Source organism: Qipengyuania qiaonensis, assembly GCF_019711515.1.
Lineage (GTDB): Bacteria > Pseudomonadota > Alphaproteobacteria > Sphingomonadales > Sphingomonadaceae > Qipengyuania > Qipengyuania qiaonensis.
The window spans coordinates 1-21,236 of the sequence record NZ_JAIGNO010000020.1 but is presented as its reverse complement, the minus strand read 5'-3'; the positions used below and the strand labels follow the sequence as shown (position 1 = coordinate 21,236).

The following is a 21,236-nucleotide window of genomic DNA, read 5'->3' as shown; positions in this document are numbered from 1 at the left end:
GGGTCTCCGTTCGATGTTGATTTGGCGGTGCCGCCAGGAACTCGTTCGGGCGACTTGTCGTAGCGGCTCTCAGTTTCCGTACTTCGAGAACGAGGCGACGGCCCTGTTTCCCATCAGCGCGACGCGACCGACCATTGACGCGTCACGCTTGCTCGGAGTCGATCGGCGCAATGGCTTCTCGGATTGCCGCTACCGCCTCGGCAATGGGTACGTCACCGCGGGTCACCTCAAGGATCATGCGGCTCAGGTCTGGCGATTTGAGTAGCGCGACAACCGTGGCCGCAACGTCGTCGCGCGTGATCTCTTCATGGATCTTGGCGAGTCCAAGATCGACCCGACCCGTTGCCGGATCGTCGAGAAGCGCACGATCAGCCAGTCGAGATCTGTCTGAACCAGCGCGACTTCTGCCCGCTTCTTCTGAACCATGTAGTGCTCGAACGAACCGTCCATGTGCCGCTCGCGCCAAGCTTCCGGGAAGACGGAGACGAGTATGAACCGTCGCACGCCGGCGAGCGCTGCCGCCTCTGCGAGCTTGCCCGGTCCGTCGCCATCGATGCGGGTCGTCGCATCGTCGCCGTCCTTTCCGCCGGCGCCGGCGCTGAAGACGACTGCCTTGGCGCCCCGCATCGCGTCGGCGAGCTCATTGACCGACATCGCAACGAGGTCGCCGAACTTCGCCTTGATGCCGAGGGCCGCCATTGCCTCGATCTGACGTTGCTGACGTACAAGACCGGTGGGTTCGTCGCCCGCAGCGGCGAGCTGCTCCCCGACACGACGGCCCACGCCGCCGCCGACGCCAACGATGAATACCCGCATGCTTTTTCTCCTTGGTTCGGGCGTTCGCCCTCACGGAGAGTTCCAGTGGATGCGCGTGGCGCGCGGCCGGCGTCCGTTCCCGGCAGCAATCGAGCGCCTGATTGTCGGTAACCGTGTCACGGACGAAGACCACTAGGCGCTCATGCCGGCGCTCCGAGTTCCTCGACCAGCCGCCGGGCGGCGTCTGCGGACGAGGCCGGGTTCTGGCCGGTGATCAGAAGGCCGTCCTGTACGATGTACGGACCCCAGTCAGGACCCTTCGAATAGATGCCGCCCTTGGCCTGCAACTCGTCCTCCACGAGGAACGGCACGACTTCCGTCAGGCCGACGGCAGCCTCCTCGCCGTTGGTGAAGCCGGTGACCTTCTTTCCTTCCACGAGCGGACGGCCGTCCGGCGTCTTGACGTGGCGGAGCACGCCCGGCGCATGGCACACCAGCGCGACCGGCTTGTCCGCGGCAAGGAAGCTTTCGATCAGCGCCGCCGAGTCCGGGCTTTCGGCGAGATCCCACATCGGGCCGTGGCCTCCTGGATAAAAGACCGTATCGAAATCAGCCTGGGATATGTCGGCAAGCTTCGCGGTATTCGCCAGCGCCTTTTGCGCTTCGGCGTCGGCCTCGAAGCGGCGCGTGTCATCGGTCTGGAAGTCGGGCTCGTTGCTTTTGGGATCGAGCGGAGGTTGGCCGCCGGCCGGGGACGCGAGCGTAATCTCGTAGCCAGCTTCCTTGAAGACATAATAGGGCGCGGCCAGCTCTTCGAGCCAGAAACCGGTCTTGCAGCCGGTGTCGCCGAGCTGGTCATGCGACGTTAGAATCATTACAACTTTCATGACTTTATGCTCCGATGCTTATGCTGATTCCGGAATGGCGCGGCGTGCGCCTTCGTGCGGGTCGAACATCGAGACGCCGCCATCGATTGTCACCGGAACCTCGTTCTGCAAGACGTCCCAGTGTTCCGCCAGCAAGCCGTGCTCGACCCGGAAAATGTCAACCACGATCTGTGGCTCCTCGGTCCAGCCGCGAATCCGCCCGTGGATCGCGACGAGATTCTCGTCGGCAATGACCATGCCAGGCTCGTAGTAGACGTGCTCCGGCAGGGCTTCGACCAGCGCCCGCAACGCTTCGCGACCTTGGGGAATATCGGGATTGTGCTGGATGTAATCCGGCGCGTAGAGCCGTTCCACCGCCGATGCATCATGACGCTGGAACAATGAAGTCATCGCATCAAGGACCAGCCGCTTGTTCCGGTGTGGGCGATCGTCGGCGAGGCGATCTGCGGACTGGGTGATCGCCATCCTCCCCGTCATTCGCATAAACCGGCCATCGGGCATGGTTGCGAAGGAGAAGACCAGATCGCGGTCGAAGTCCTGCACATTCGTGACCGTCGCGCCGCTCGCTTCCTGCCAGCTTACGGCGAAGATGCTGTTGCCGAGCGGCACGACCTCGATATCGACGGTCTCGGTCCGGGCAAAAGGCCCTTCCTCGATTGCGAACCTCAATTGCGTGGTCGAGACAAGCGTCAGGCTGACCTGGAAAGCCGGATAGGCGACGTGCATTTCAAGTCCGACGGGAAAACCATGCGCGCTCGTGTGCTGACGATCTTGTTCGGTCATTTGCAGGGATTCCTTCAGCAAAACAAAAGGGGCCCGGCCGGGCGAGGAGCAGCGCGATGTTCGTTCAGGTATTCGGTTGATCGAGAAACACGTGCAGGGTTCGAATGAGCGCCCCCTCGACATGAGCGACATCGGTGCCAGTCGCTGCGACGGGACCTCCGGGCGGGCCAACCCGCCACTGCAAGCGACCGACGCCGTTGTGGCCCAGACCTGGCCGTATTGCGGTGAAGACGAAATCCCGGGGCAGATGCCCGAGTACCTCTTCCACGGCTTGCGAGATCGCCTCGTGCCCTCGCACCGATCGCTCGGCCTCGTGGAATACCGCGTCTACCGTGTACATCTCCCGGATCGCCGATATGCGCCTTGCGACATCACGTTCTCCGAAGACCCGATCGAGGTTGGCCTGCAAGATGCTTGCGAAATCCACCGCTGTCTCCATTCTGGTAACTCGATCGGCGCGGTCAGCCCGAGGAGCCCGGTACCGGCGTATTCAGCAATTGCTGCTCCCAGATATAGGCGATGGCGCTGCCGCCGTTATGGTATTTGAGGGCATCGTTGAGCGGCATGGCGGTTTCGGCCCGGGCCCAGTCACGTTGCCACTCTGCGGCCAGCGCCAGCCAGGTCATCATGTTGACGCCCGCTGAGATCATGCGCTGGATCGCGACTTCGTGGGCTTCGAGCGACGTGCCGCCCGAAGCATCGGTGATCACGGTCACGTCCCAGCCTTCGCCCACCGCCTGGATCGCGGGCATGGCCACGCAGACCTCCGTCCACAGGCCGGCCATGATCACCTGCTTGCGCCCCGTCGCCTTGACCGCGTCGACGACCTTTGGATCCTCCCAGGTGTTGATGAACGTCCGGTCGATCACCTCCTGGCCCGGGAACACCTCGGTGACGTGCGGGAAGATGTCGCCGCCGCGCGCGGCGACCACGGTGGTCAGGATGGTGGGCACGCCGAACACCTTGGCGACCTTGGCGAGTGCGGTCGTGTTGTTCACCACCATGTGCGGATCGTGGCTGTTCAGGTTCGCGAGCTGGTATGGCTGGTGGTCGATCAGCACGAGGACCGAATCCTCAGGACGAAGAAGCGAATCGAGGCCGTTGCGGGAGGTCATGATGTCATCCTTTGCATCGTCGGGGGAGCCGAGCTTTCGACGGCAAAAATAGAGAGGATGCACGATCTGCGCGGCGCTGAAGCTGCGTCGACAGTGCCGATCTTGCGGTGATGTCGGCCTGCATGGAGGGCAGACCGGCCCGAAGAGCGGGGGCAAATCCACAGCAGGCAAGGTGGTAGCGACACGTGCCGCGACCGCACGGGCCGGTCTCGCACTAGCTACGCGCGAGTTGGGCGCAAGCTTTCGAAGCTTCCGCGTATGACCGGCAAACCGGTGACAGCGGCTATTTCCTACAGGGAGGAACAGAGCCTAGCGAGAGGTCCTGCCCGATTCCTTGTCATGGGCGTGGGTGATGGCATCCAGGACCTCTCGAGACAGGCAGTCCGGCTGCAATACGACCTTGCCCTCACCCGCCCGAGCAATATCCTTCTCCTCGAAGGTTACGTCGTCAAAATTCTCGATATAGGCGACTATTCCCTTGGGTCGGATACGTCGCACTGCGCCGATGCTCACATCGCCATCATGAGAAAAAACGGCCCAGTCTTCTTCGATGTCTTTGATACTCATACTCGGCCTTTCGATGGATTGCGAAGACAAGGATCGCGATCGTATCTTCGGATTACAGCCTTATCACCATTCCGGCCCATGCGCTCTAGAGATGCATGCCGAGGAAGTTGCGCATGAATTGCGCGATCTCGCTTGCGTGCGTTTCAAGAGCGAAATGACCGGTATCGAGCAGATGAACCTGGGCATCGGGAAGGTCACGCTTGTAAGCCTCCGCGCCCGCGGGGATGAATGCCGGATCGTGCCGCCCCCAGACCGCGAGCAGTGGCGGCCGATGTTCGCGGAAATAGGCCTGGAATTCCGGATAGAGATCCAGATTGCTGCGGTAGTCGAGGATCAGGTCCAGTTGAATCTCTTGGGCGCCCGGCCGAGACATCAGGGCGATGTCCAGCAGGTAGCCATCGGGGGCAAGCAGGTTCGGGTCAGTACCGGTACGATATTGCCAGTGCTCGATAGTCTCGGCCGAAAGCGCTTCACGGCAGGCCTCGCGATTTTCGGGGCTGGGGTCGCGCCAATAGGCTTGCCAAGGGCCCCATTCGTCACTGAAACCATCGAGATAGGCGTTGCCGTTCTGACTGATCAGGGCGGTTACGCGTTCGGGATGCGCCATCGCTAACCGGAATCCGACCGGAGCTCCATAGTCGAAGACATAGAGGGCATAGCGCTCAAGGTGCAGGGCCTGCGCAAACCCGCCAATAACATCGGCCAAATTGTCGAACGTATACTCGAAAGCGCCCCGCTCCGGCGCATGCGTCTGGCCAAAGCCGGGCAGATCGGGAGCAATCACCCGATACCGGTCGGCGAGCAGGGGGATGAGCTCGCGGAACATGTGGCTTGACGAAGGGAAGCCGTGGAGGAGAAGGAGAACGGGGGCGTCCCTCGCGCCGGCTTCCCGGTAAAAGACCGCAACATCTCCGACCTGTTGAGTTCGGTAGCTGACCGACATTACGAGCCTCCTCGATAAACGACCCAGTTGCCTGCGGCCGCAGTCTCAAGCCCGAACGAAAGCCAGCAGGTCGGCATTCACCAGTTCCGGATGCGTCGCGAAGAGGCCATGTGAGAGCCCCGGATAGGTCTTCAGCGTTCCGTCCCGCACCAGCCTGACTGCCTTGTGCGCGGAGTTTTCGATCGGCACGATCTGGTCGTCTTCGCCATGCAGAAACAGGACCGGGACGGAGATCGCCTCGAGATCCTCGGTGAAATCGGTCTCGGAAAAAGCCTCGATGCAGTCGTAGTGGGCCTTCGCGCCGCCCGCCATGCCCTGTCGCCACCAATTGTCGATCAGGCCCTGGCTGACTTCGGCGCCCTCACGGTTGAAGCCGTAGAAGGGGCCGGCCGGAATGCCCTTGTAGAACTCCGCGCGATTTTCGGACAGCGCCTCGCGGAATCCGTCGAAGACCTCCATCGGGATCCCGTCCGGGTTCTTGTCGGACTTGACCATGACCGGGGGGACGGCACCGATCAGCACCGCCTTGACTACGCGGCCACGCTCCGCCCGGGCGGCATAGCGCGCGACCTCGCCGCCTCCGGTCGAATGGCCGATATGGACGACGTCGCGCAGGTCCAGCGCCTCGACGATTGCGGCAACATCGCGGGCGTAGGTGTCCATCTCGTTGCCGGTATCGGTCTGGTCCGATCGGCCGTGACCGCGCCGGTCATGGGCGATCACGCGATAGCCTTCGGACAGAAAGAACAGCATCTGGCTGTCCCAGTCGTCGGAACTCAGCGGCCAGCCGTGGTGGAACATGACGGGCTGCGCGTCTTTCGGCCCCCAGTCTTTGTAATAAAGAACGGTGCCGTCGGAAGTGGTGATTGTAGCCATGGCCAGTTTTCCCTCGGGTTGAGCTTGCGGATCTTTGCGACAAGTTCGGCGCTCGACCGTCCCGCCCTGATCCGAACGCATGCATTTCCGGACGAAGGTGTTCGGTGGTCGAAACATGATGATACTATCAAGTGATTGCGCAAGGCGCGGCGCGGATACTGCGGCCGCGTTGCCGATCTTGCGGGCCAGGCGCTGCTCGGCATGATCTCTTCGACGTGCTCCTCAGGCACGCCGAACGGACCGAGCTTCATTTCCGGGCACTGGCGGCAGAGGAAGATCGCAATATCGGCACCTGCGCAGCATTCTTCGCAACGCGTTGCCTGGGCGTCGGGGTAGGATTTGCGCGGCGCGCCATCACCACCGCTTGAAGTTCGTGGTGGCGCCACCCGTGCGACAACTGATGAAGGGCGCGCGAGATCGCCAACTTGCCTTGGTCTTCACGTATCGGCGTGCTTCGTTGTGAGGAAAGGAAGACGATATGTCCGACACGATGAAGGCGGTGGTCCTCACCCGCTTCGGCGGGCCCGACGCATTCGAGGTGCAGAGCCTTCCCATCGCTTCGACCGGCTCGCGGCAGGTTCGCGTTCGCGTCCACGCCACCGCGATCAATCCGCTCGATTATCAGATCCGCCGCGGCGACTACGCCGATTACGTGACGCTGCCGGCCGTGATCGGTCACGATGTCTCCGGCGTCGTGGAAGCCGTCGGTGCGGATGTTACCGAGTTCGCCCCCGGTGACGAGGTGTACTACACACCGAAGATCTTCGGCGGCGCCGGGTCCTACGCCGAGGTCCATGTCGCCGATGTCGATCTCGTCGGGCGCAAGCCGCGCAACCTGTCGCACGTCGAAGCAGCAAGCCTGACACTCGTGGGCGGGACCGTGTGGGAGGCCCTGATCAGTCGTGCGGGTCTTCGCGTTGGCGAGACAATCCTAATCCATGGCGGTGCCGGCGGCGTCGGAACGATTGCGATCCAGGTCGCGAAGGCCATAGGGGCGCGGGTTATCACGACTGCCCGCACCCATAACAACGATTTCGTCCGTGCTCTCGGCGCGGACGATGTGGTGGACTATGCCGATACCGATTACGTCGACGCCGTGAACGCGTTCACCGGCGGACAAGGGGTCGACGTCGTTTTCGACACGATCGGGGGCGACACCCTGGCGCGGAGCCCGCTCGTGCTCGCGCCATTGGGACGCGTGGTCTCGATCGTCGATATCGCAACGCCGCAAAACCTGCTCGAGGCCTGGGGGCGTAACGCCTCCTATCACTTCGTCTTTACCCGCCAGAACCGCGGCAAACTCGACGAACTCACGAACCTTGTCGAACGCGGGCTGGTGCGGCCGGTGATCGGCGCCGTCCTGCCGCTCGATCGCCTCGCAGAGGGGCACGAAGTGCTGGAGACTGGTTCGCGCCGCGGGCTACGGGGGAAGGTGGCGATCGACGTCTCCGGCGAGGCGGAGACGATGGTGCCGCCTCTTGCCGCCGCAGAATGATGTAAGGCTGAGAGCCGGGGCCCGCTGGCCAATACCGAATGGAGAATGCGATATGACTAACAACTGGCCCCCGCTCGACTACTTGGGTTGGCGCGAAACCTGTTCGGCTGTTCATCTCTACCTGCAGATAGCAGGCAAGTACCGGCTGGCGCATAGCCCGTGGCTCAACCATTCCTGGAACGCGACGTTCTACGTGACACCCAGCGGACTGGTATCTTCGCCAATCCCGGACGGCCCGGGCATCGAGATCATCTTCGATCTTCGCGAGCACGAGGTTGTGGGCACCTGCGGCGATGGCGGAAAGGCGGCATTCCCGCTCGAGCCGATGACGGTGGCAATGTTCCACGCCCGGTTCACCGAGATGATCTCGAAGCTCGGCGGCACGCCAAGCTTCGATGGCCAACCGAACGAAGTCCCCGATCCGGTGCCGTTCAAGGAAGATCATCGCGACCGGCCCTACGATCGCGATGCGGTTCAACGCTACCATCAGGCGCTTGTGGCGGTCGACAGGGTCTTCAATCGGTTCCGGACCGCGTTTCTCGGCAAGTCCAGCCCCGTGCATCTGTTCTGGGGCGCTCTGGACTTGGCTGTTACCCGCTTCTCGGGCCGACGCGCACCGCTCCACCCCGGCGGCATTCCCGCCCTGCCGGACGACGTGGCGCAGGAAGCCTACGACCGCGAGGTCTCCTCAGCAGGCTTCTGGCCCGGCGGCGGTCCTATCGAATACCCCGCCTTTTACGCATATGCCTATCCCGCGCCGAACGGCTATCGCAGTGCGCCGGTTCAGCCCGATGCCGCGTTCTGGCACGAGCAACTCGCTGAATTCGTGCTGCCTTACGATGCCGTCCAGAAGGCGCAGGACGGGGATGCTGCGTTGCTGTCCTTCCTCACATCGACTTACGAAGCCGCAGCGGATCTCGGGAACTGGGACCGCGACTTGCTGGAATGCGAAATTGGACGGCCTGCCAGGGTGCGCCCATCGGACCCGATTTCGGCGCAATACAAGGCGCCCTTGCCCGAAGAACCGGTTCAGCGAGAGGAGGGAGCCTCCAAAGGGCGTTACCACATACTCGTCGATGGAACCGAAGCCGAAATGACCTACAGCCGCGCCGGCGAAACGCTCGTCATCATCGATCATACCGATGTGCCAGAAGCCCTGCGGGGGCGCAGGGTCGGCGAACGGATGGTGCGTCAGGCGGTCGATGATGCGCGACGCGAAGGCTTCACGATCATTCCGCTCTGCCCCTTCGCAAAGGCGCAGATCGAGCGGAACCCCGAACTTCAGGACGTTCTTCACCAGCGCCGGGCGCCAGGCGAAACTGCGTCGACGGTTTGATCCGCAAAGCGAGCGGCAGCTTGCTGCCAGTCATTTCTTATGAAGGAAGCAGGATTTTCCATGAGCACCAGCCAAGCCATTTTTCCCGCCAACCGGCACGCGCTTTACGAGGAACACGGCTATTCCGCCGCGATCCGCTCGGGCAGTCTCCTGTTCGTCTCGGGACAGGTCGGCAGCCGGAACGACGGCACGCCGGAGCCCGACTTCGAAACGCAGGTCGAGCGAGCCTTCGCCAATCTGATCGCGGTCCTTGCCGCGGCAGGGTGCGACCTCGCCGACATCGTCGATGTGACGACCTTCCACACCGACGCCGAACGCCAGTTCGATACCATCATGAAAGTAAAGGGCCGCCATTTCCGCGCTGCTCCCTATCCGAACTGGACGGCGGTCGGCGTGAACTGGCTGGCTGGCTTCGACTTCGAGATCAAGGTCATCGCACGAATCCCTTCCGCCCCTGATTGTCTCGATTTTTAGCGGATGTCGCCGGCATTGCGCGGATTCCTCTTTCAGCTTCTCACATCTAGCACCTAAGCCCGGACAGGCGGAAAGCAGCCCAGGAGTCGCCACAGTTCGCCGTGTGAATGAACGGCCGGTTTCGACGGGGTGATTTAAGCCCGGGAATGGTCGCTAAGGTCGGCGATTGCTGAAGCAACATCAGTCCCGCCGAACGGCTGCTTAAAACAATGCCGTTCCCGGAACCGGACTGTCTCTTCTCGGCCCCCTTCCTGCCTGTGACTGAAAAGCGCCCTAATCCCAGACGTGACGAGCACGCACCTCGGTTCCTGAAAGCTGACATTCTGTGCAGTCAATCCGGCCAAGGGGAATCACATAAACTTTCTCGCCCCCCCTGCTTGCGTCCGAGTGCCTCACGTCTTTCGATCGATAATTGGCGCTAACTGCCCCTTCAATTAGAAACAGATTTGGGCAGGCGTACGATGCATGTGCGTATAGCCAAGTGCCTTTCTCCAGAGTTTTCGCAATCAGAAGTTCATGAAAAGGTTCACGTTGGCAACATGATCCAAGCGATCCTCACCATCGCGAAAGACCGCCTGGTTGAGATATCCCGGCACCACTTCGATCCCGTCCGCGAGCGGTATCGAAACGCCGGCAAAATTTCGCCACACGCTGAGGCCCCCACGCTGAAACGGGGTTTCGTTCAGTTCAATGAAGGGTTCCGTGTAAGCGACAAACTTGTTGTTTTCACTGATCGGCACGCGCAGTTGCACGAAGTTGCGAACGCGCCACGACGTTCCGTCACCGTCCTCAAACGTCCGCTGTTCAAGTCGGGTGCGGGAATCCACCGTCACGCCGTCTTTATCGACCAGCCTGACATTCAATTCTTGATAGAATCGGTGTTCGTTCACTTCGACCGGCCCGACGGGGTCGGTGAGGATGTAGGCATAGCCGCCACCGATACTGACCTTCTCATCGATGCGATAGCCGACCAGCGTGCGGAACAGCAGCTGACCCAAGCGGTCCGCATCGTTTGTGAAACGCTCCTGCACCTCACCGCGCACGAACCAGTCGCCATCTTTATCGACATCAATGACCATGAACTGGCCAGTCCAGATGTTGAAGTCATCCTCGGTCGCGGAGGCAGGGGAGGCGAGCGTAAGCGCGCCAAGAAGGCCGATCGCGACCTTGGCAAATGCGGATTTCATGATAGGCACCTCATGCAAATTGGGCCGAAGCGCCAAACGGGGCGGCGCTCCGACCGATGGGGCTCATTCGACCAAACGGAGGCGGGCTTAATTGCCGCTGTACGGAATTGTCGACTTGTGAACGACCATCCGCAGACTATTGTCCGCGTCTTTCACATAGCCGATGGTGTATTCGACCTTGGTTTCTTCTCCGCCGGCAGCAGGGGTAAACCAATAATTGCCCATAGCTACTGCCATGTTGCAGGCATTATTTGTAATACCGGCATTCTGCCATCGGACCTTGCTCCACGGCGTGATCGCAAAGCCCTTGTCCTCGGGATATGAAGGATTGCCGCCGACGAAGTACGAGAGCGCACCGTCGAAAGTAGGCCGGAACTGCTCAACTGCCGCCAGCGTCGGTTTGAACAGAACGAGGCTTAAATCATAGGCGTAGAATTTGGCGATATGGTCAGCGGCAGCCTTTCGGTAATCGCCCCCTTCCGAATAAACGCGACCGATCTCGATAATGCCATTGCCCCAAGCCTCCTGCGCAGTGATAACTTCCTGTTCGGAGATACACTCCTCACCCATTTGAGCGCCCTCAAAGACGGGCTGGGACATGACATTGTTCTGCGCGAATGCTGGCGCAGCAATGAATGTGGAGCAGGCGGCCACAGCGGCAAGAAGGAATTTGGTTTTCATCGTCTTTCTCCTGTTATGATATACGAAACGTGCCGGTCACACGGGGTACAAGGACCGGAAGGGGGAACTCAGAACCGGTAAGCAAGCCCAGCACTGACGACCCACGGGTCAAGATTGTGCTCAGTTTGCAGGGCGGTCACAGAACCTGCGTTGAAGGTGGCGGTGGTGCCGACGAAGTAGCGCTTCGCATCAATCGATAGGCCGAGGCCGCGCTCGTTCAATGTCACATCAAGACCGGCCTGAAGGGCGAAACCTAGCTCGTCCGACAGATCGACGTCAGTGACGCCCAGACCGGACGCACCCCGACCCACATCTTCGCCGAAAATGAAGAAGTAAGCTGGTCCGGCGCCAAGGTAGGGTTTGATCGCACCGACATCGAAATGGTATTTCGCGGTAACAGTTGCAGGCAATATGATCGCGTTATCGATCAGATCTGCGCCAGCAAGGGCCCCTTCACCGCGCACATCATGCGGCGTGACGCAGCAGATGGTTTCCAGCGAAATATTCGGCATAACAAAGTATTCGATCGCTATCGTTGGTACATAGCTGTCCGTCGCGCTGGTCTGTGAACCGGCCGGCAGCCCGATCGTGTCGACCTCAACTTCGTTAATCTCGCCGTCCGGTAAAACACCGGTTACAAAGCCTTTGATCTGGATGTCGCCGACGTCCTGCGCCGCTACTGGCATTGCCATGGCGCCGAATGCGACAGCCGATCCGAGAACAAATAAAGTCGCACGCATCTTGCCTAAGCTCCTTCGAGAAACACTGCGTTTAAAGAATGCGGTGTTTCGGGCGTGAAGACCGGAATGGTCTTTGGCTTGAAAGTTAGGCAATCAATCGGTGCCTCAAATCGGCCAACTGGCACGCCCTGCAGCCTAGGCCGCCTGGCCTATGCACTTTTTTGTAAAGGCCTTACAAAGCAGCCTCTATGCCCAGCGAGCTGTCCTCACTTCCGACCCAGATCGAGACGATCGCCGAACTGCGCACGCTTTATCGCGCCGCCGAAGCGCGAGCCGCGCGGATGCGTCTGCTGTCAGTTACAGGCAGCGAGCTGGCGAAGGCGCACTCGGAAAGCATCGACACCGTGTTGGCCGACTGCGCAACGCGCCTCGCTTTCTTTCTGGGACGGCGATCGGCCGTGGTAACAACCAAGCAACAGTCGGATGCCATGGCGATCCCCGCGCCGGGGCCCGATGGAACAGACGCAGGCTGGATCACGATCGACGGCATTCATTCCCTGGGTCACATTACCGATGAGGAAGATCGTGAAGCAGTGCGTCTTCAGCTCGAGCTCATGGGGACTACGATCGACCGCATTCGCCGAGAGCGTGAACGATCGCACCTGCTCGCGACCCTCGGTGAGCGCGAGAAACGGCTCGAGACACTCGTCCGGCGCATTTTCGGTGCTCAGGAAGACGAGCGCCGCCGGGTATCACAGGAACTGCACGATAGTTTTGCGCAGACCGCAACTGCGCTTGCGCGCATGCTTGAAGGTGCCGACGGGGAAAGGTCGGGCGATCTGCCTGCATCAGAGCGCGCGCGCCTTGCCGAAATTGCGCGCGAGATGGTGCGTGAATTGCGAGTTGTGATCGGCGGCTTGCGACCAACCTTGCTCGACGATTTGGGGCTAGAAGCGGCCTTGCAAGCGTTAAGCGATCGCTTGCAAGGCGATGGCTACGAAGTTCACATCTGCCTACCGTCCGCAGACGCTCGTTTGCCCGCCCCGGTCGAAAGCGCATTGTTCCGCGTCGCGCAGGAAGCCGTAACGAATATCCGCAAGCATGCCGGCGGTCCTTGCCCTGTATTTATAGAACTCCTGCCAGCGCGCGCCGATCAGGCCGGAAGGCTGCGCATCGAAGATCATGGCAAGGGTGCGCCAGCCTTGTCGTTCGCCCGGAATCCAATAGCGTCGGGCGATCATATTGGGATCGAAGTGATGGCCGAACGGATGTCGGCTGTTGGCGGGCGGCTCGAATGGGTGGCGGGCAAGGATTATGGCGTCACGGTAACGGCGTGGCTGCCGCAAAGGCCAGCCGAATGAACGGGCCGCGAATCCTGATCGTCGACGATCACCAGCTTGCCCGCGAAGGGCTGGCCGCGGTGCTTAGCCAAGCGGGTATGGACCTTGTAGGGCTGGCCGCCACGGGCGAGGAAGCGGTGGAACTGGCGCGCGAACTGAACCCCGCGCTGGTGCTTATGGATGTACGGTTAGGAAACGGCATAGATGGGTTGGAAGCGACCCGGCGGATCGTCGCGCTGAACCAGTCGATCCGTATCCTGATGCTGACGCTGCACGATACGCCCGCTTATCTGCGCGAAGCCCTGAGCGCCGGCGCGAGCGGCTATGTGCTGAAGGACACCGGCATCGCCGACCTCAAAACATCAATTCATCGCGTCTTAGAAGGCACCGGCGCCATCCCGCTCCACCTCCTCACCGAAGCGTTGAAAACGCAAGAAACGAGCGAGAAAATCCCGGACGTCACGAGCGTTCTTACCCCGCGCGAAATCGAAGTGCTTGGCCAGGTCGCCGAAGGCCTCACCAACAAGGAAATTGCGCGCAAGCTCGACATCAGTCCAGCGACGGTCAAGGCCCATGTCGAGCGGATCATCGGCAAGCTCGGGGTCAGTGACCGCACCCAGGCTGCGGTCCTCTCAGTAAAGATGAAATCCAGCATGGTTGATGAGCGGTGAGCAAGCCACGCTCGGGCTTGCTCAATCGGTTTTGGACCGACCGACCGCTCGCTTTCAAAGGGCTGGTCGTGGTTGCTTTACCACTCGCCGTGTTGCTGGGATCATTGATCTCACTCTACGTTGCCAGCTCGGCCGAAACACGCGCCGAAGACGACGTGAGACGCGCTTTCGCCATCCAACGCGATATCTATCAGGTCCATGCGCTTCTTGCCGAGGCTGCCACCGGTGTGCGAGGCTACGCGCTGACTGGAGAGGAGCGCTTTCTCGAACCTTACCGGAAAGCCCAGGCCGAATTGCCACCCACGCTCGAAAGGCTCGATGTCGCCATCGAGGACGAAGTTGTCAGGCGCTACTTTGTCGATCTGCTTCGCGTTACCGATGAAAAGCGCGAGAGCCTCAAAGCGACGGTCGAGCTAGCGCGTTTACCTGAGCCCGCATCGGCCGACGAAGTCGAAACCGCTCTGATCGCAAACAAGCTCGCGCTCGACACGGTGCGAGAGAAAATCGATAGGATCCAACAGCGCGAAGCTGTGGTGCTTGACGAAAGACGGGCCTTGGTTGACGCGGTCCGCTCACGCTTCCTGGCTTTAACTGCAATTAGCGGGCTAATTGGCTTGCTCGGTAGCCTAGCAGCCGTGTACCTCTTCTCAACCGGCATCGTGCGACGCGTCAACCGCTTGGAACACAACGCGGATTTGCTCGCGCGGGGCGAGCAGCTAGTCGATCTGCCCGAAGACGCCGACGAGATCGGTCGCCTCTCCTCGCGGCTTGTCGGCGCCAGCGCGCTCCTACGCGAACGCGAGAACGACCTGCGCGCCAGCGAAGAACGCTTCCGCCTTGTGATCGAGAGGGTGCGCGATTACGGTATCTTCACGCTCGACACCGAAGGCGTAGTCACAAGCTGGAATCTAGGAGCAGAGAGGATCAAGGGCTGGAAAGCCGACGAGATACTCGGCCAACACTTTAGCCGTTTCTACCCAGAGGAAACGCGAAAATTCCTACCCGACCTAATGCTGGAAAGAGCTCGCAGCGATGGGTCGGCCGAGGACGAAGGCTGGCGTGTTCGCGAGGATGGTTCGCGGTTCTGGGCGAATGTCGTGATCACCGCCCTACGCGATGAAGCCGGGGCTTTGCGCGGCTTCGCCAAGGTGACACGGGACATGACCGAACGCCGACGTAGCGAAGAGGCGCTAAAACTGGCGCGAGAGGACGCCGAGGCCGCAAACCTTGCCAAGAGTGAATTTCTCTCGCGCACCAGCCACGAGTTGCGCACCCCGCTCAATGCGATCCTTGGCTTCGGGCAATTGCTTGAAATCGATTTGGATAACTTCAGCGAACCTCACCAAGAAGCGGTCGAGCGGATCACCAAGGCCGGACGCCACCTCCTCTCGCTCATAAATGATCTGCTTGATATTACCAGTATCGAGGCCGGAGGTGCAGAGCTTGATCTTGAGACAATTGACGTTGGAGAGGCGTTGGCAGAGGCGAGGGATCTGGCAGACCCTATCGTCGCAAACTCAGGTCTCACGTTCGAGCTCGTTGAGCCTTCTGTGCCGCTTAGCGTCGTCGCCGACCGCCGTAGGCTGACCCAGATTATCCTCAATCTGATCGGCAACGCGGCGAAGTACAACACCACGGGCCTATTTGTTAGGCTCGGGGCTCAACGGTCGCCGGGCAATACAGTCACATTTTTCGTCGAGGATGATGGGCTCGGTGTGGAGGCCGCTCATGTCTCGCGCCTGTTCACGGCGTTTGATCGGCTCGGACAGAACAAGCGCAGCAAGACCGAGGGCACAGGGCTTGGTCTCGCGCTCTCAAAATCATTGGTTCAGTCGATGGGCGGGATGATTAAATACAAGCCGCGCACCCCAGGCGCGCGCTTTGCCTTTACGCTCCCTTCAGACGCCGCCCCAAAGCCTGCTTTGCCTTCCTCGCAGACAACTGGAACACAGCCCCATGCAATTGATTGATCGTGCAGAGATACTCTCGCGCCGTATTCTTGCGATTGATGATGAAGAAGCAAACGTGCGTCTTCTCCAGAACCTTCTGCAGCGCGAGGGCTACACGCAAATCTTTGGTCTGACAGAGCCCAAAGAGGCCCTTTCGACCTATATTGAGTGGCAGCCTGATCTCGTTTTGCTCGACCTCACGATGCCTGAAGTCGATGGATTTCAGCTACTCGAAGCTTTTTCGCGTCACGATGCTCCTGACGAGTTCCGCCCAGTTCTTGTCCTTACCGCCGATACGACCATTCAGGCGAGACGCCGCGCTTTGGCGCTCGGCGCAAAAGACTTCGTTGCTAAACCGTTTGACGTTGTCGAAGTCGCCTTGCGAATTTCGAACCTTCTCGAAACGCGGTTGCTCTACGAGAGGCTGCAAACGGGTACGGCAAAGGCGGCAGATAGATCGGCGAAGACCATCGGTTAGTTTCACAACGATATCTGGGGCAAAAGCTATCATGCGATCGGTCTCCCGTCGGCCAATCTGTGCCGATGAGAACCGAAATGGTATATTCAAGTTCTGACCCCCGTAATACAGGGTCGACTTGCTTGGAATGCCGGCAATGACATTGGGAAGAAACAACCACTGACCCAGCAGCAAGCCTGAGCCGTTCGCTTTCATGAGGATCGGAAGGGACGTGTGCGCAACAAGGCGCTGTTCGACCTCGCGACCGACAGAAAGCTTCGCGGTTACGATCTCGTCAGATCAAGAACGGAGATGTCGTTGTGGGCAGTGAAATTCGCTCGAGAGCGACTGTCATCCAGCGGAAGCCCAATCGATCAACCTAATTCGAATTGACGGCAAACTTGCGTAGCCGTCTATCGTTGTGGCTAGAGTATCGAGAACGTTCGACTCAATCGTCCCATCCAGATCTTGCTTAGCCATACCAGGATCGAGAACACGGTGCGATATCTCGGCGTCGACGTTGAGGGCGGGTTGCTCCTGGCAGAACGGAAATTTGTTTCTCTGTGGCAGCCATAGCTGCTGCTTTTCACATCTCAAGACATTGAAGTACCTAGCGATGTGGTTTCCCGCACATCGTTCAATTTGAGCCGCGCTTCCGCTGCGATGACCTCTGCAATCTCCACGTAGAGATCGGCAAAGGCGGCTGTCGATCGCCACGCGGCGCCGATGCTGCGAAACTCGTGCCACCCCGGCGGATCGGTGACCGCCACCATATCGAGCCCGCCTGCGCCGGACCCAATATAAAGTTCGGGAAGGATCGCAAGTCCTACGCCCGACCCGACCATTTGTTGCAAGGCATCAAGGCTCGTACCTTCGTAATCGGACATTATCGTTGCGCCAAGCTTGCGGCAGATGTCCTCGAGCTGTCGATGATAATGATGCCGATGATCGAGCGTCAGAAAAGTCCGGTCGGTGTAATTCTTCCGGCTGTTCCGATCGACGGTCAGGAGGGGATCATCCGGCGGAGCGACAATATGCAGCGGCTCGCGAAAGAGGGGTTCGATATGCAAGCCGCGCCCCTCGATCGGCAAGGGAGAGAGGACCATGTCGAGTTGTCCGGCTGCGAGATCGGCCTGTTGTACCTCCGGAATACCCTCCCGAATGAACAGCCGCATCCCGGGATAGCGCTGGTGGAGCCGCTTGATGACCGCAGGCATGAGGTAGGGCCCGAGGGTCGGCGTCACGCCGAACCTGATCGAGCCAACGAATCTTTTTGCTACATGATCGGCCACGTCGCCGAACTCTCGCGCCGCGCCAAGAACCGCAAGGGCTGCCGGAAGGAGCTGACGGCCGCCCGGAGTGAGCTGCATCCCCTTTGGCACGCGTTCGAACAGTTGCACATCCAGATCGCGTTCAAGAGCCAGCAGTTGCTGGCTTAAGGCAGGCTGGCTCAGTCCAAGTCCCCGTGCAGCTTCTCCCATGTTCTGCGTTTGGGCGACCTTGGCGAAAATCGAGATCTGCTTGAGCGTCGGCATGAAAGCCCATTAGCAAAACTTATCGAAGATCGGCAACTGATCGAATTGGATAATGGGCGATTGTGCCTGCATATCCCCATTGTCAAACGATGGAGAGCGACATGACCCAAAAGTCCCCCGATGAGAAGATCATGAAACCATACCTGCGCAAATTGATGCGCGAGCATCGTGCGCTCAACCGAATGATCGACACAACCAAAGCATTCGGCGCAAGTGCACAGGTCAAGGCGATGAAGCGTGTGCGCCTGCGGCTGAAGGACAAAATCGCTGCATTGCAACGCCATTATTACGGGCGCGGCCTGACGGGCTGAACAGGCGCGGCGACCGGAAACCTCGCCTAACCTCGTGCCGGTCGCCGCCATTTCATATCATGACACGAAACAACCCCACCCCGAAAGAGCGGCTGCGCGACTTCATCGCCAGCGAAAGTGCTGGCGGCATCCTCCTGATGACTGCAGCCGCTTTCGCATTAGTTGTTGCAAACTCGCCCCTATTGCCCGCCTATCAGAATCTGCTCGCCATACCCGTCCAGTTTAGTGCGGGCGATCTGGTCACGATCGACAAGCCCCTGCTGCTGTGGATCAACGACGGGCTGATGGCCTTGTTCTTCTTCCTTATTGGGCTTGAGGTGAAGCGCGAGATCGTGACCGGCCAGTTGCGCAGCTGGAAGCAGGCTTCGCTGCCGGTCTATGCCGCCCTAGGTGGGATAATTGTGCCGGCGCTGGTATATGTTGCCATCAATGCTGGATCGCCCGAGAACATCCGTGGCTGGGCGATTCCGGCCGCGACTGACATCGCCTTTGCGCTCGGCCTTCTGGCGTTACTGGGAAGCCGCGTGCCGGGGGCCTTGAAAGCCCTGTTGCTCGCCATCGCGATCATTGACGATATTGGCGCCATCGCGATCATAGCGCTGTTCTATACCGAGAACATGAACCTCGGCGCCCTCGCTCTCGGCTTGGTGCCGGCGGCTGGTATGCTCTTGCTCAACCGCTCGGGCATCGCGCGGACCATCCCCTATTTCCTGCTCGGTGCCTTCTTATGGATCTGCGTGCTCAAGTCGGGCGTTCACGCGACACTGGCGGGCGTCATCACGGCCATGTTCGTACCTATCGTTGCTGGCGAGGACCGTCCGCTGGAGCGGCTCGAGCACGCCCTGCATCCATGGGTCGCACTCCTGATCCTTCCGCTCTTCGCGTTTGCCAATGCTGGCGTCTCCTTCGCTGGTGCTGGAATTGACGCGCTGCTCGCGCCGCTTTCGCTGGGCATTGCGGCAGGATTGGTGGTGGGCAAGCAGGTGGGCATCTTCGGCGCTTGCTGGTTGGCTGTGAGGAACGGTCTGGCCCACCTGCCGCCGGGAATTGGCATGTGGCACGTCTACGGTCTTTCGTGCCTAGCCGGTATCGGGTTCACGATGAGCCTGTTCATCGGCAACCTTGCATTCGCCGATCCCGGCAGCATGGCAGCGGTCAAGCTAGGCGTGCTGAGCGGCTCGATCATCGCTGCGGTTGTGGGGGTTATTGTCCTGCGGGCGGCATCGCGCGAGCGTATGAGGGCAGGCGACGCATGACTACGGCCATCGCTCTTGTCGCCGTGGGTCTCGTTTTGCTTGTTGCGGGCGGCGAGTTGCTGGTTCGAGGTGCTGTAGGTCTTGCCGAAAAGGCAGGTGTCAGCGCTTTGATAATCGGCCTCGTGATTGTTGGCTTCGGGACATCCATGCCCGAACTGGTAACCAGCGTGGAAGCCGCGCTGGCTGGCTCTCCGGCAATTGCCTGGGGAAATATCGTCGGCTCGAACATTGCCAATAGCCTGCTTATTCTCGGGGCCGCCGCGCTGGTCGCACCGATGGCGATAGCCAACACGAACCGTTGGCGTGATCCGGGTGTCGCGCTCGGTGCCAGCCTCGTCCTGTTGCTGATTGCGCTCTTTGGAACGGGCAACATGGTGATCGGCGGGGCATTTGTTGGATGTCTCGTCGCCTATATCGCCTGGTGCTATCGCGAAGAACGGCTCGCCGAGCCCGACATTGTCCACAATGCACCCTATGACCGGGCGCAGGCGCTCGAGATGGTGGATGCCGGGCTGCATCCCGCCGTGGGTGGGTGGGTCAAGCCGCTTCTGTTCACGGTGTTGGGCCTAGCCGTTCTCGTAGGAGGCGGCAGGCTGCTGGTGACAGGGGCGATTGATCTGGCGCGCTTTGCCGGTCTGACTGAAACGCTGATCGGTCTTACCATTGTGGCCATAGGCACCTCTCTGCCGGAGCTGGTCACATCGGTGATTGCTGCGCTCAAGGGCGAAGCCGAGGTTGCGTTCGGCAATGTCATAGGTTCGAACATCTACAACATCTTAGGGATCGGCGGTGCGACCATGCTGCTCGCCCCCGGAGCCATTCCGGTCAGCCTGCTACCGGTGGACATCGGTCTCATGCTGGCGGCCGCTGCCGCGATGCTTGTGCTCGCGGTCCTTCGCGGCGTCGCGCGGTTGCCTGCGGTCGCACTGCTAGCGATCTATGCCGCCTATCTCGCATTTCTTATCACCACCGCTTGAAATTAAGGAGAATACCATGATGTCTCGACGTAGCGTTCTTGCCGGTGCCGCGGTCGCGGGCGGTGCGATGACGGTCGGCACGGTAGCCGCTGATGCACGAACGGCGCAGCCTGCGCGTCTTGCTCCTGTCGTCAATGGCAAGACCGCTCTCTCGCCGGACGAAGCGTTGGAATTGCTGATCGAAGGCAATCAGAACGTCCTCAATGACGTTCCGACATCCGCACCGATCGGGCGAGACCGCCGACTTGAGATCGCGCAGGGGCAAGCGCCTTTCGCGGCCTATGTCACCTGCTCGGACAGCCGCGTCTCGCCGGAAATCCTGTTCGGGCGTGGCCTTGGGGAGCTGTTCATCATCCGCAATGCGGGCAATACCGTGGATACGGTCGCCCTTGGCTCCATCGAGTACGCCGTCACCGAACTGGGCGTGCCGCTCATCGTGGTCATGGGGCACGAGGCCTGTGGGGCAGTGAAAGCCGCCAAGTCCGTGGTGGACGACAATGCTACTTTCCCGGGCAGCATCGGCCGCATGATCGAACCTATCATTCCAGCCGTCCTCGAAGTGCGGGAGCGCGACGGAGACATGCTCGATCATGCCATCCGCGCCAATGTTTCCCGAGTGGTGAAGCAACTGCGGACCTCTACCGATCCCCTACTATTGAACCCACAGGAGAACGGCACGCTCAAGGTAGTAGGGGCGCACTATAACCTCGATACCGGCGCAGTCGACTTCTTCGACCAGCCCTGAGTCCTTTAGCAGAACGGCCGGCTTGCTTGGCTGCACGCAAGCACCGGACCTTCCGCCAACGGCCCCAGCGGCGACACTCTGAGCGTTACCTCTTCGGCCATTTGGGCCTAGGAGAAATGCAATGGGATATTCACGATTTGATACAGCCACGCGGCATCGTCCGGCATGGAATGCTGGAAAGAATGTCGGAACAAAGCGTCCGCTGACGCAGAAAC

General features: G+C 60.4%; 24 protein-coding genes. 12 read left to right on the top strand and 12 right to left on the bottom strand.

Annotated elements, in window-relative coordinates; genetic code table 11:
- Positions 1–243 precede the first annotated feature (243 nt).
- From K3174_RS16345 to K3174_RS16310, 8 genes are all read right to left on the bottom strand, one after another.
- Positions 244–816: an SDR family oxidoreductase gene (locus K3174_RS16345; protein ID WP_221560510.1), complete on the bottom strand. Its 573-nt coding sequence runs from the start codon at positions 814–816 to the stop codon at positions 244–246.
- A gap of 140 nt (positions 817–956) precedes the next feature.
- Complete coding sequence (locus tag K3174_RS16340) at positions 957–1,643, bottom strand: type 1 glutamine amidotransferase domain-containing protein (RefSeq protein ID WP_221560509.1); 687 nt, start codon at positions 1,641–1,643, stop codon at positions 957–959.
- An 18-nt stretch (positions 1,644–1,661) separates the two neighbouring features.
- Positions 1,662–2,426 (bottom strand): nuclear transport factor 2 family protein, encoded by a 765-nt coding sequence (locus tag K3174_RS16335; RefSeq protein WP_221560508.1) that lies wholly within the window; start codon positions 2,424–2,426, stop codon positions 1,662–1,664.
- Positions 2,427–2,490: 64 nt separating this feature from the next.
- Positions 2,491–2,853 carry a nuclear transport factor 2 family protein gene (locus tag K3174_RS16330; RefSeq protein WP_221560507.1) on the bottom strand — a complete coding sequence of 121 codons (363 nt, stop codon included), beginning with the start codon at positions 2,851–2,853 and terminating at the stop codon, positions 2,491–2,493.
- Between the two features lie 34 nt (positions 2,854–2,887).
- Complete coding sequence (locus K3174_RS16325) at positions 2,888–3,541, bottom strand: hydrolase (protein WP_221560506.1); 654 nt, start codon at positions 3,539–3,541, stop codon at positions 2,888–2,890.
- Between the two features lie 309 nt (positions 3,542–3,850).
- The gene (locus tag K3174_RS16320) at positions 3,851–4,108 is read right to left on the bottom strand and encodes a hypothetical protein (RefSeq protein ID WP_221560505.1); all 258 of its coding nucleotides are present in this window, start codon (positions 4,106–4,108) and stop codon (positions 3,851–3,853) included.
- Positions 4,109–4,193: 85 nt separating this feature from the next.
- On the bottom strand, positions 4,194–5,051 hold the full coding sequence (locus K3174_RS16315) for an alpha/beta fold hydrolase (RefSeq protein WP_221560504.1): 858 nt from the start codon (positions 5,049–5,051) through the stop codon (positions 4,194–4,196).
- Positions 5,052–5,096: 45 nt separating this feature from the next.
- Positions 5,097–5,927 carry an alpha/beta fold hydrolase gene (locus K3174_RS16310; protein WP_221560503.1) on the bottom strand — a complete coding sequence of 277 codons (831 nt, stop codon included), beginning with the start codon at positions 5,925–5,927 and terminating at the stop codon, positions 5,097–5,099.
- 215 nt (positions 5,928–6,142) lie between these two features.
- On the opposite strand from K3174_RS16310, the gene K3174_RS16305 reads away from it, so the two are divergent.
- From K3174_RS16305 to K3174_RS16285, 4 genes are all read left to right on the top strand, one after another.
- On the top strand, positions 6,143–6,295 hold the full coding sequence (locus tag K3174_RS16305; protein WP_221560502.1) for a hypothetical protein: 153 nt from the start codon (positions 6,143–6,145) through the stop codon (positions 6,293–6,295).
- Between the two features lie 110 nt (positions 6,296–6,405).
- Positions 6,406–7,422: a zinc-dependent alcohol dehydrogenase family protein gene (locus tag K3174_RS16300; RefSeq protein WP_221560501.1), complete on the top strand. Its 1,017-nt coding sequence runs from the start codon at positions 6,406–6,408 to the stop codon at positions 7,420–7,422.
- A 52-nt stretch (positions 7,423–7,474) separates the two neighbouring features.
- Positions 7,475–8,758 (top strand): DUF5996 family protein, encoded by a 1,284-nt coding sequence (locus K3174_RS16295; protein ID WP_247712254.1) that lies wholly within the window; start codon positions 7,475–7,477, stop codon positions 8,756–8,758.
- A 60-nt stretch (positions 8,759–8,818) separates the two neighbouring features.
- Entirely contained in the window at positions 8,819–9,232 is a 414-nt protein-coding gene (locus K3174_RS16285; RefSeq protein WP_221560500.1) for a RidA family protein, read from the top strand.
- A gap of 506 nt (positions 9,233–9,738) precedes the next feature.
- Here K3174_RS16285 and K3174_RS16280 read toward each other — a convergent pair.
- The 3 genes from K3174_RS16280 to K3174_RS16270 all read right to left on the bottom strand — a co-directional run bounded on the left by K3174_RS16280 (position 9,739) and on the right by K3174_RS16270 (position 11,840).
- Positions 9,739–10,419, bottom strand: a complete 681-nt coding sequence (locus K3174_RS16280) for a DUF2490 domain-containing protein (protein ID WP_221560499.1) — start codon at positions 10,417–10,419, stop codon at positions 9,739–9,741.
- Between the two features lie 87 nt (positions 10,420–10,506).
- Entirely contained in the window at positions 10,507–11,100 is a 594-nt protein-coding gene (locus K3174_RS16275) for a phosphoribosyl-AMP cyclohydrolase (RefSeq protein WP_221560498.1), read from the bottom strand.
- A gap of 68 nt (positions 11,101–11,168) precedes the next feature.
- A complete protein-coding gene (locus K3174_RS16270) occupies positions 11,169–11,840 on the bottom strand; it encodes an OmpW/AlkL family protein (RefSeq protein WP_221560497.1) in 672 nt (223 codons plus the stop codon).
- A 188-nt stretch (positions 11,841–12,028) separates the two neighbouring features.
- On the opposite strand from K3174_RS16270, the gene K3174_RS16265 reads away from it, so the two are divergent.
- Genes K3174_RS16265 through K3174_RS16250 form a run of 4 tightly spaced genes read left to right on the top strand, consistent with a single transcriptional unit; the run spans position 12,029 to position 16,218 of the window.
- The gene (locus K3174_RS16265) at positions 12,029–13,141 is read left to right on the top strand and encodes a sensor histidine kinase (RefSeq protein ID WP_221560496.1); all 1,113 of its coding nucleotides are present in this window, start codon (positions 12,029–12,031) and stop codon (positions 13,139–13,141) included.
- On the top strand, positions 13,138–13,791 hold the full coding sequence (locus K3174_RS16260; protein ID WP_221560495.1) for a response regulator: 654 nt from the start codon (positions 13,138–13,140) through the stop codon (positions 13,789–13,791). The genes K3174_RS16265 and K3174_RS16260 overlap by 4 nt, the downstream gene beginning before the upstream one ends.
- The gene (locus tag K3174_RS16255) at positions 13,788–15,761 is read left to right on the top strand and encodes a sensor histidine kinase (RefSeq protein WP_221560494.1); all 1,974 of its coding nucleotides are present in this window, start codon (positions 13,788–13,790) and stop codon (positions 15,759–15,761) included. Before K3174_RS16260 ends, K3174_RS16255 begins: the two co-directional genes overlap by 4 nt.
- Positions 15,748–16,218: a response regulator gene (locus K3174_RS16250; RefSeq protein WP_221560493.1), complete on the top strand. Its 471-nt coding sequence runs from the start codon at positions 15,748–15,750 to the stop codon at positions 16,216–16,218. Before K3174_RS16255 ends, K3174_RS16250 begins: the two co-directional genes overlap by 14 nt.
- Before the next feature lie 572 nt (positions 16,219–16,790).
- Here K3174_RS16250 and K3174_RS16245 read toward each other — a convergent pair.
- Positions 16,791–17,732 (bottom strand): hydrogen peroxide-inducible genes activator, encoded by a 942-nt coding sequence (locus K3174_RS16245; protein WP_221560492.1) that lies wholly within the window; start codon positions 17,730–17,732, stop codon positions 16,791–16,793.
- Positions 17,733–17,821: 89 nt separating this feature from the next.
- On the opposite strand from K3174_RS16245, the gene K3174_RS16240 reads away from it, so the two are divergent.
- The 4 genes from K3174_RS16240 to K3174_RS16225 are packed head-to-tail and all read left to right on the top strand — an operon-like array spanning position 17,822 to position 21,021.
- Positions 17,822–18,043 (top strand): HP1242/YdcH family protein, encoded by a 222-nt coding sequence (locus K3174_RS16240; protein WP_221560491.1) that lies wholly within the window; start codon positions 17,822–17,824, stop codon positions 18,041–18,043.
- Positions 18,044–18,102: 59 nt separating this feature from the next.
- On the top strand, positions 18,103–19,299 hold the full coding sequence (nhaA, locus tag K3174_RS16235; RefSeq protein WP_221560490.1) for a Na+/H+ antiporter NhaA: 1,197 nt from the start codon (positions 18,103–18,105) through the stop codon (positions 19,297–19,299).
- The gene (locus K3174_RS16230; RefSeq protein ID WP_221560489.1) at positions 19,296–20,276 is read left to right on the top strand and encodes a calcium/sodium antiporter; all 981 of its coding nucleotides are present in this window, start codon (positions 19,296–19,298) and stop codon (positions 20,274–20,276) included. The genes nhaA and K3174_RS16230 overlap by 4 nt, the downstream gene beginning before the upstream one ends.
- Positions 20,277–20,292: 16 nt before the next feature.
- Entirely contained in the window at positions 20,293–21,021 is a 729-nt protein-coding gene (locus K3174_RS16225; RefSeq protein WP_247712253.1) for a carbonic anhydrase, read from the top strand.
- Positions 21,022–21,236: the final 215 nt, after the last annotated feature.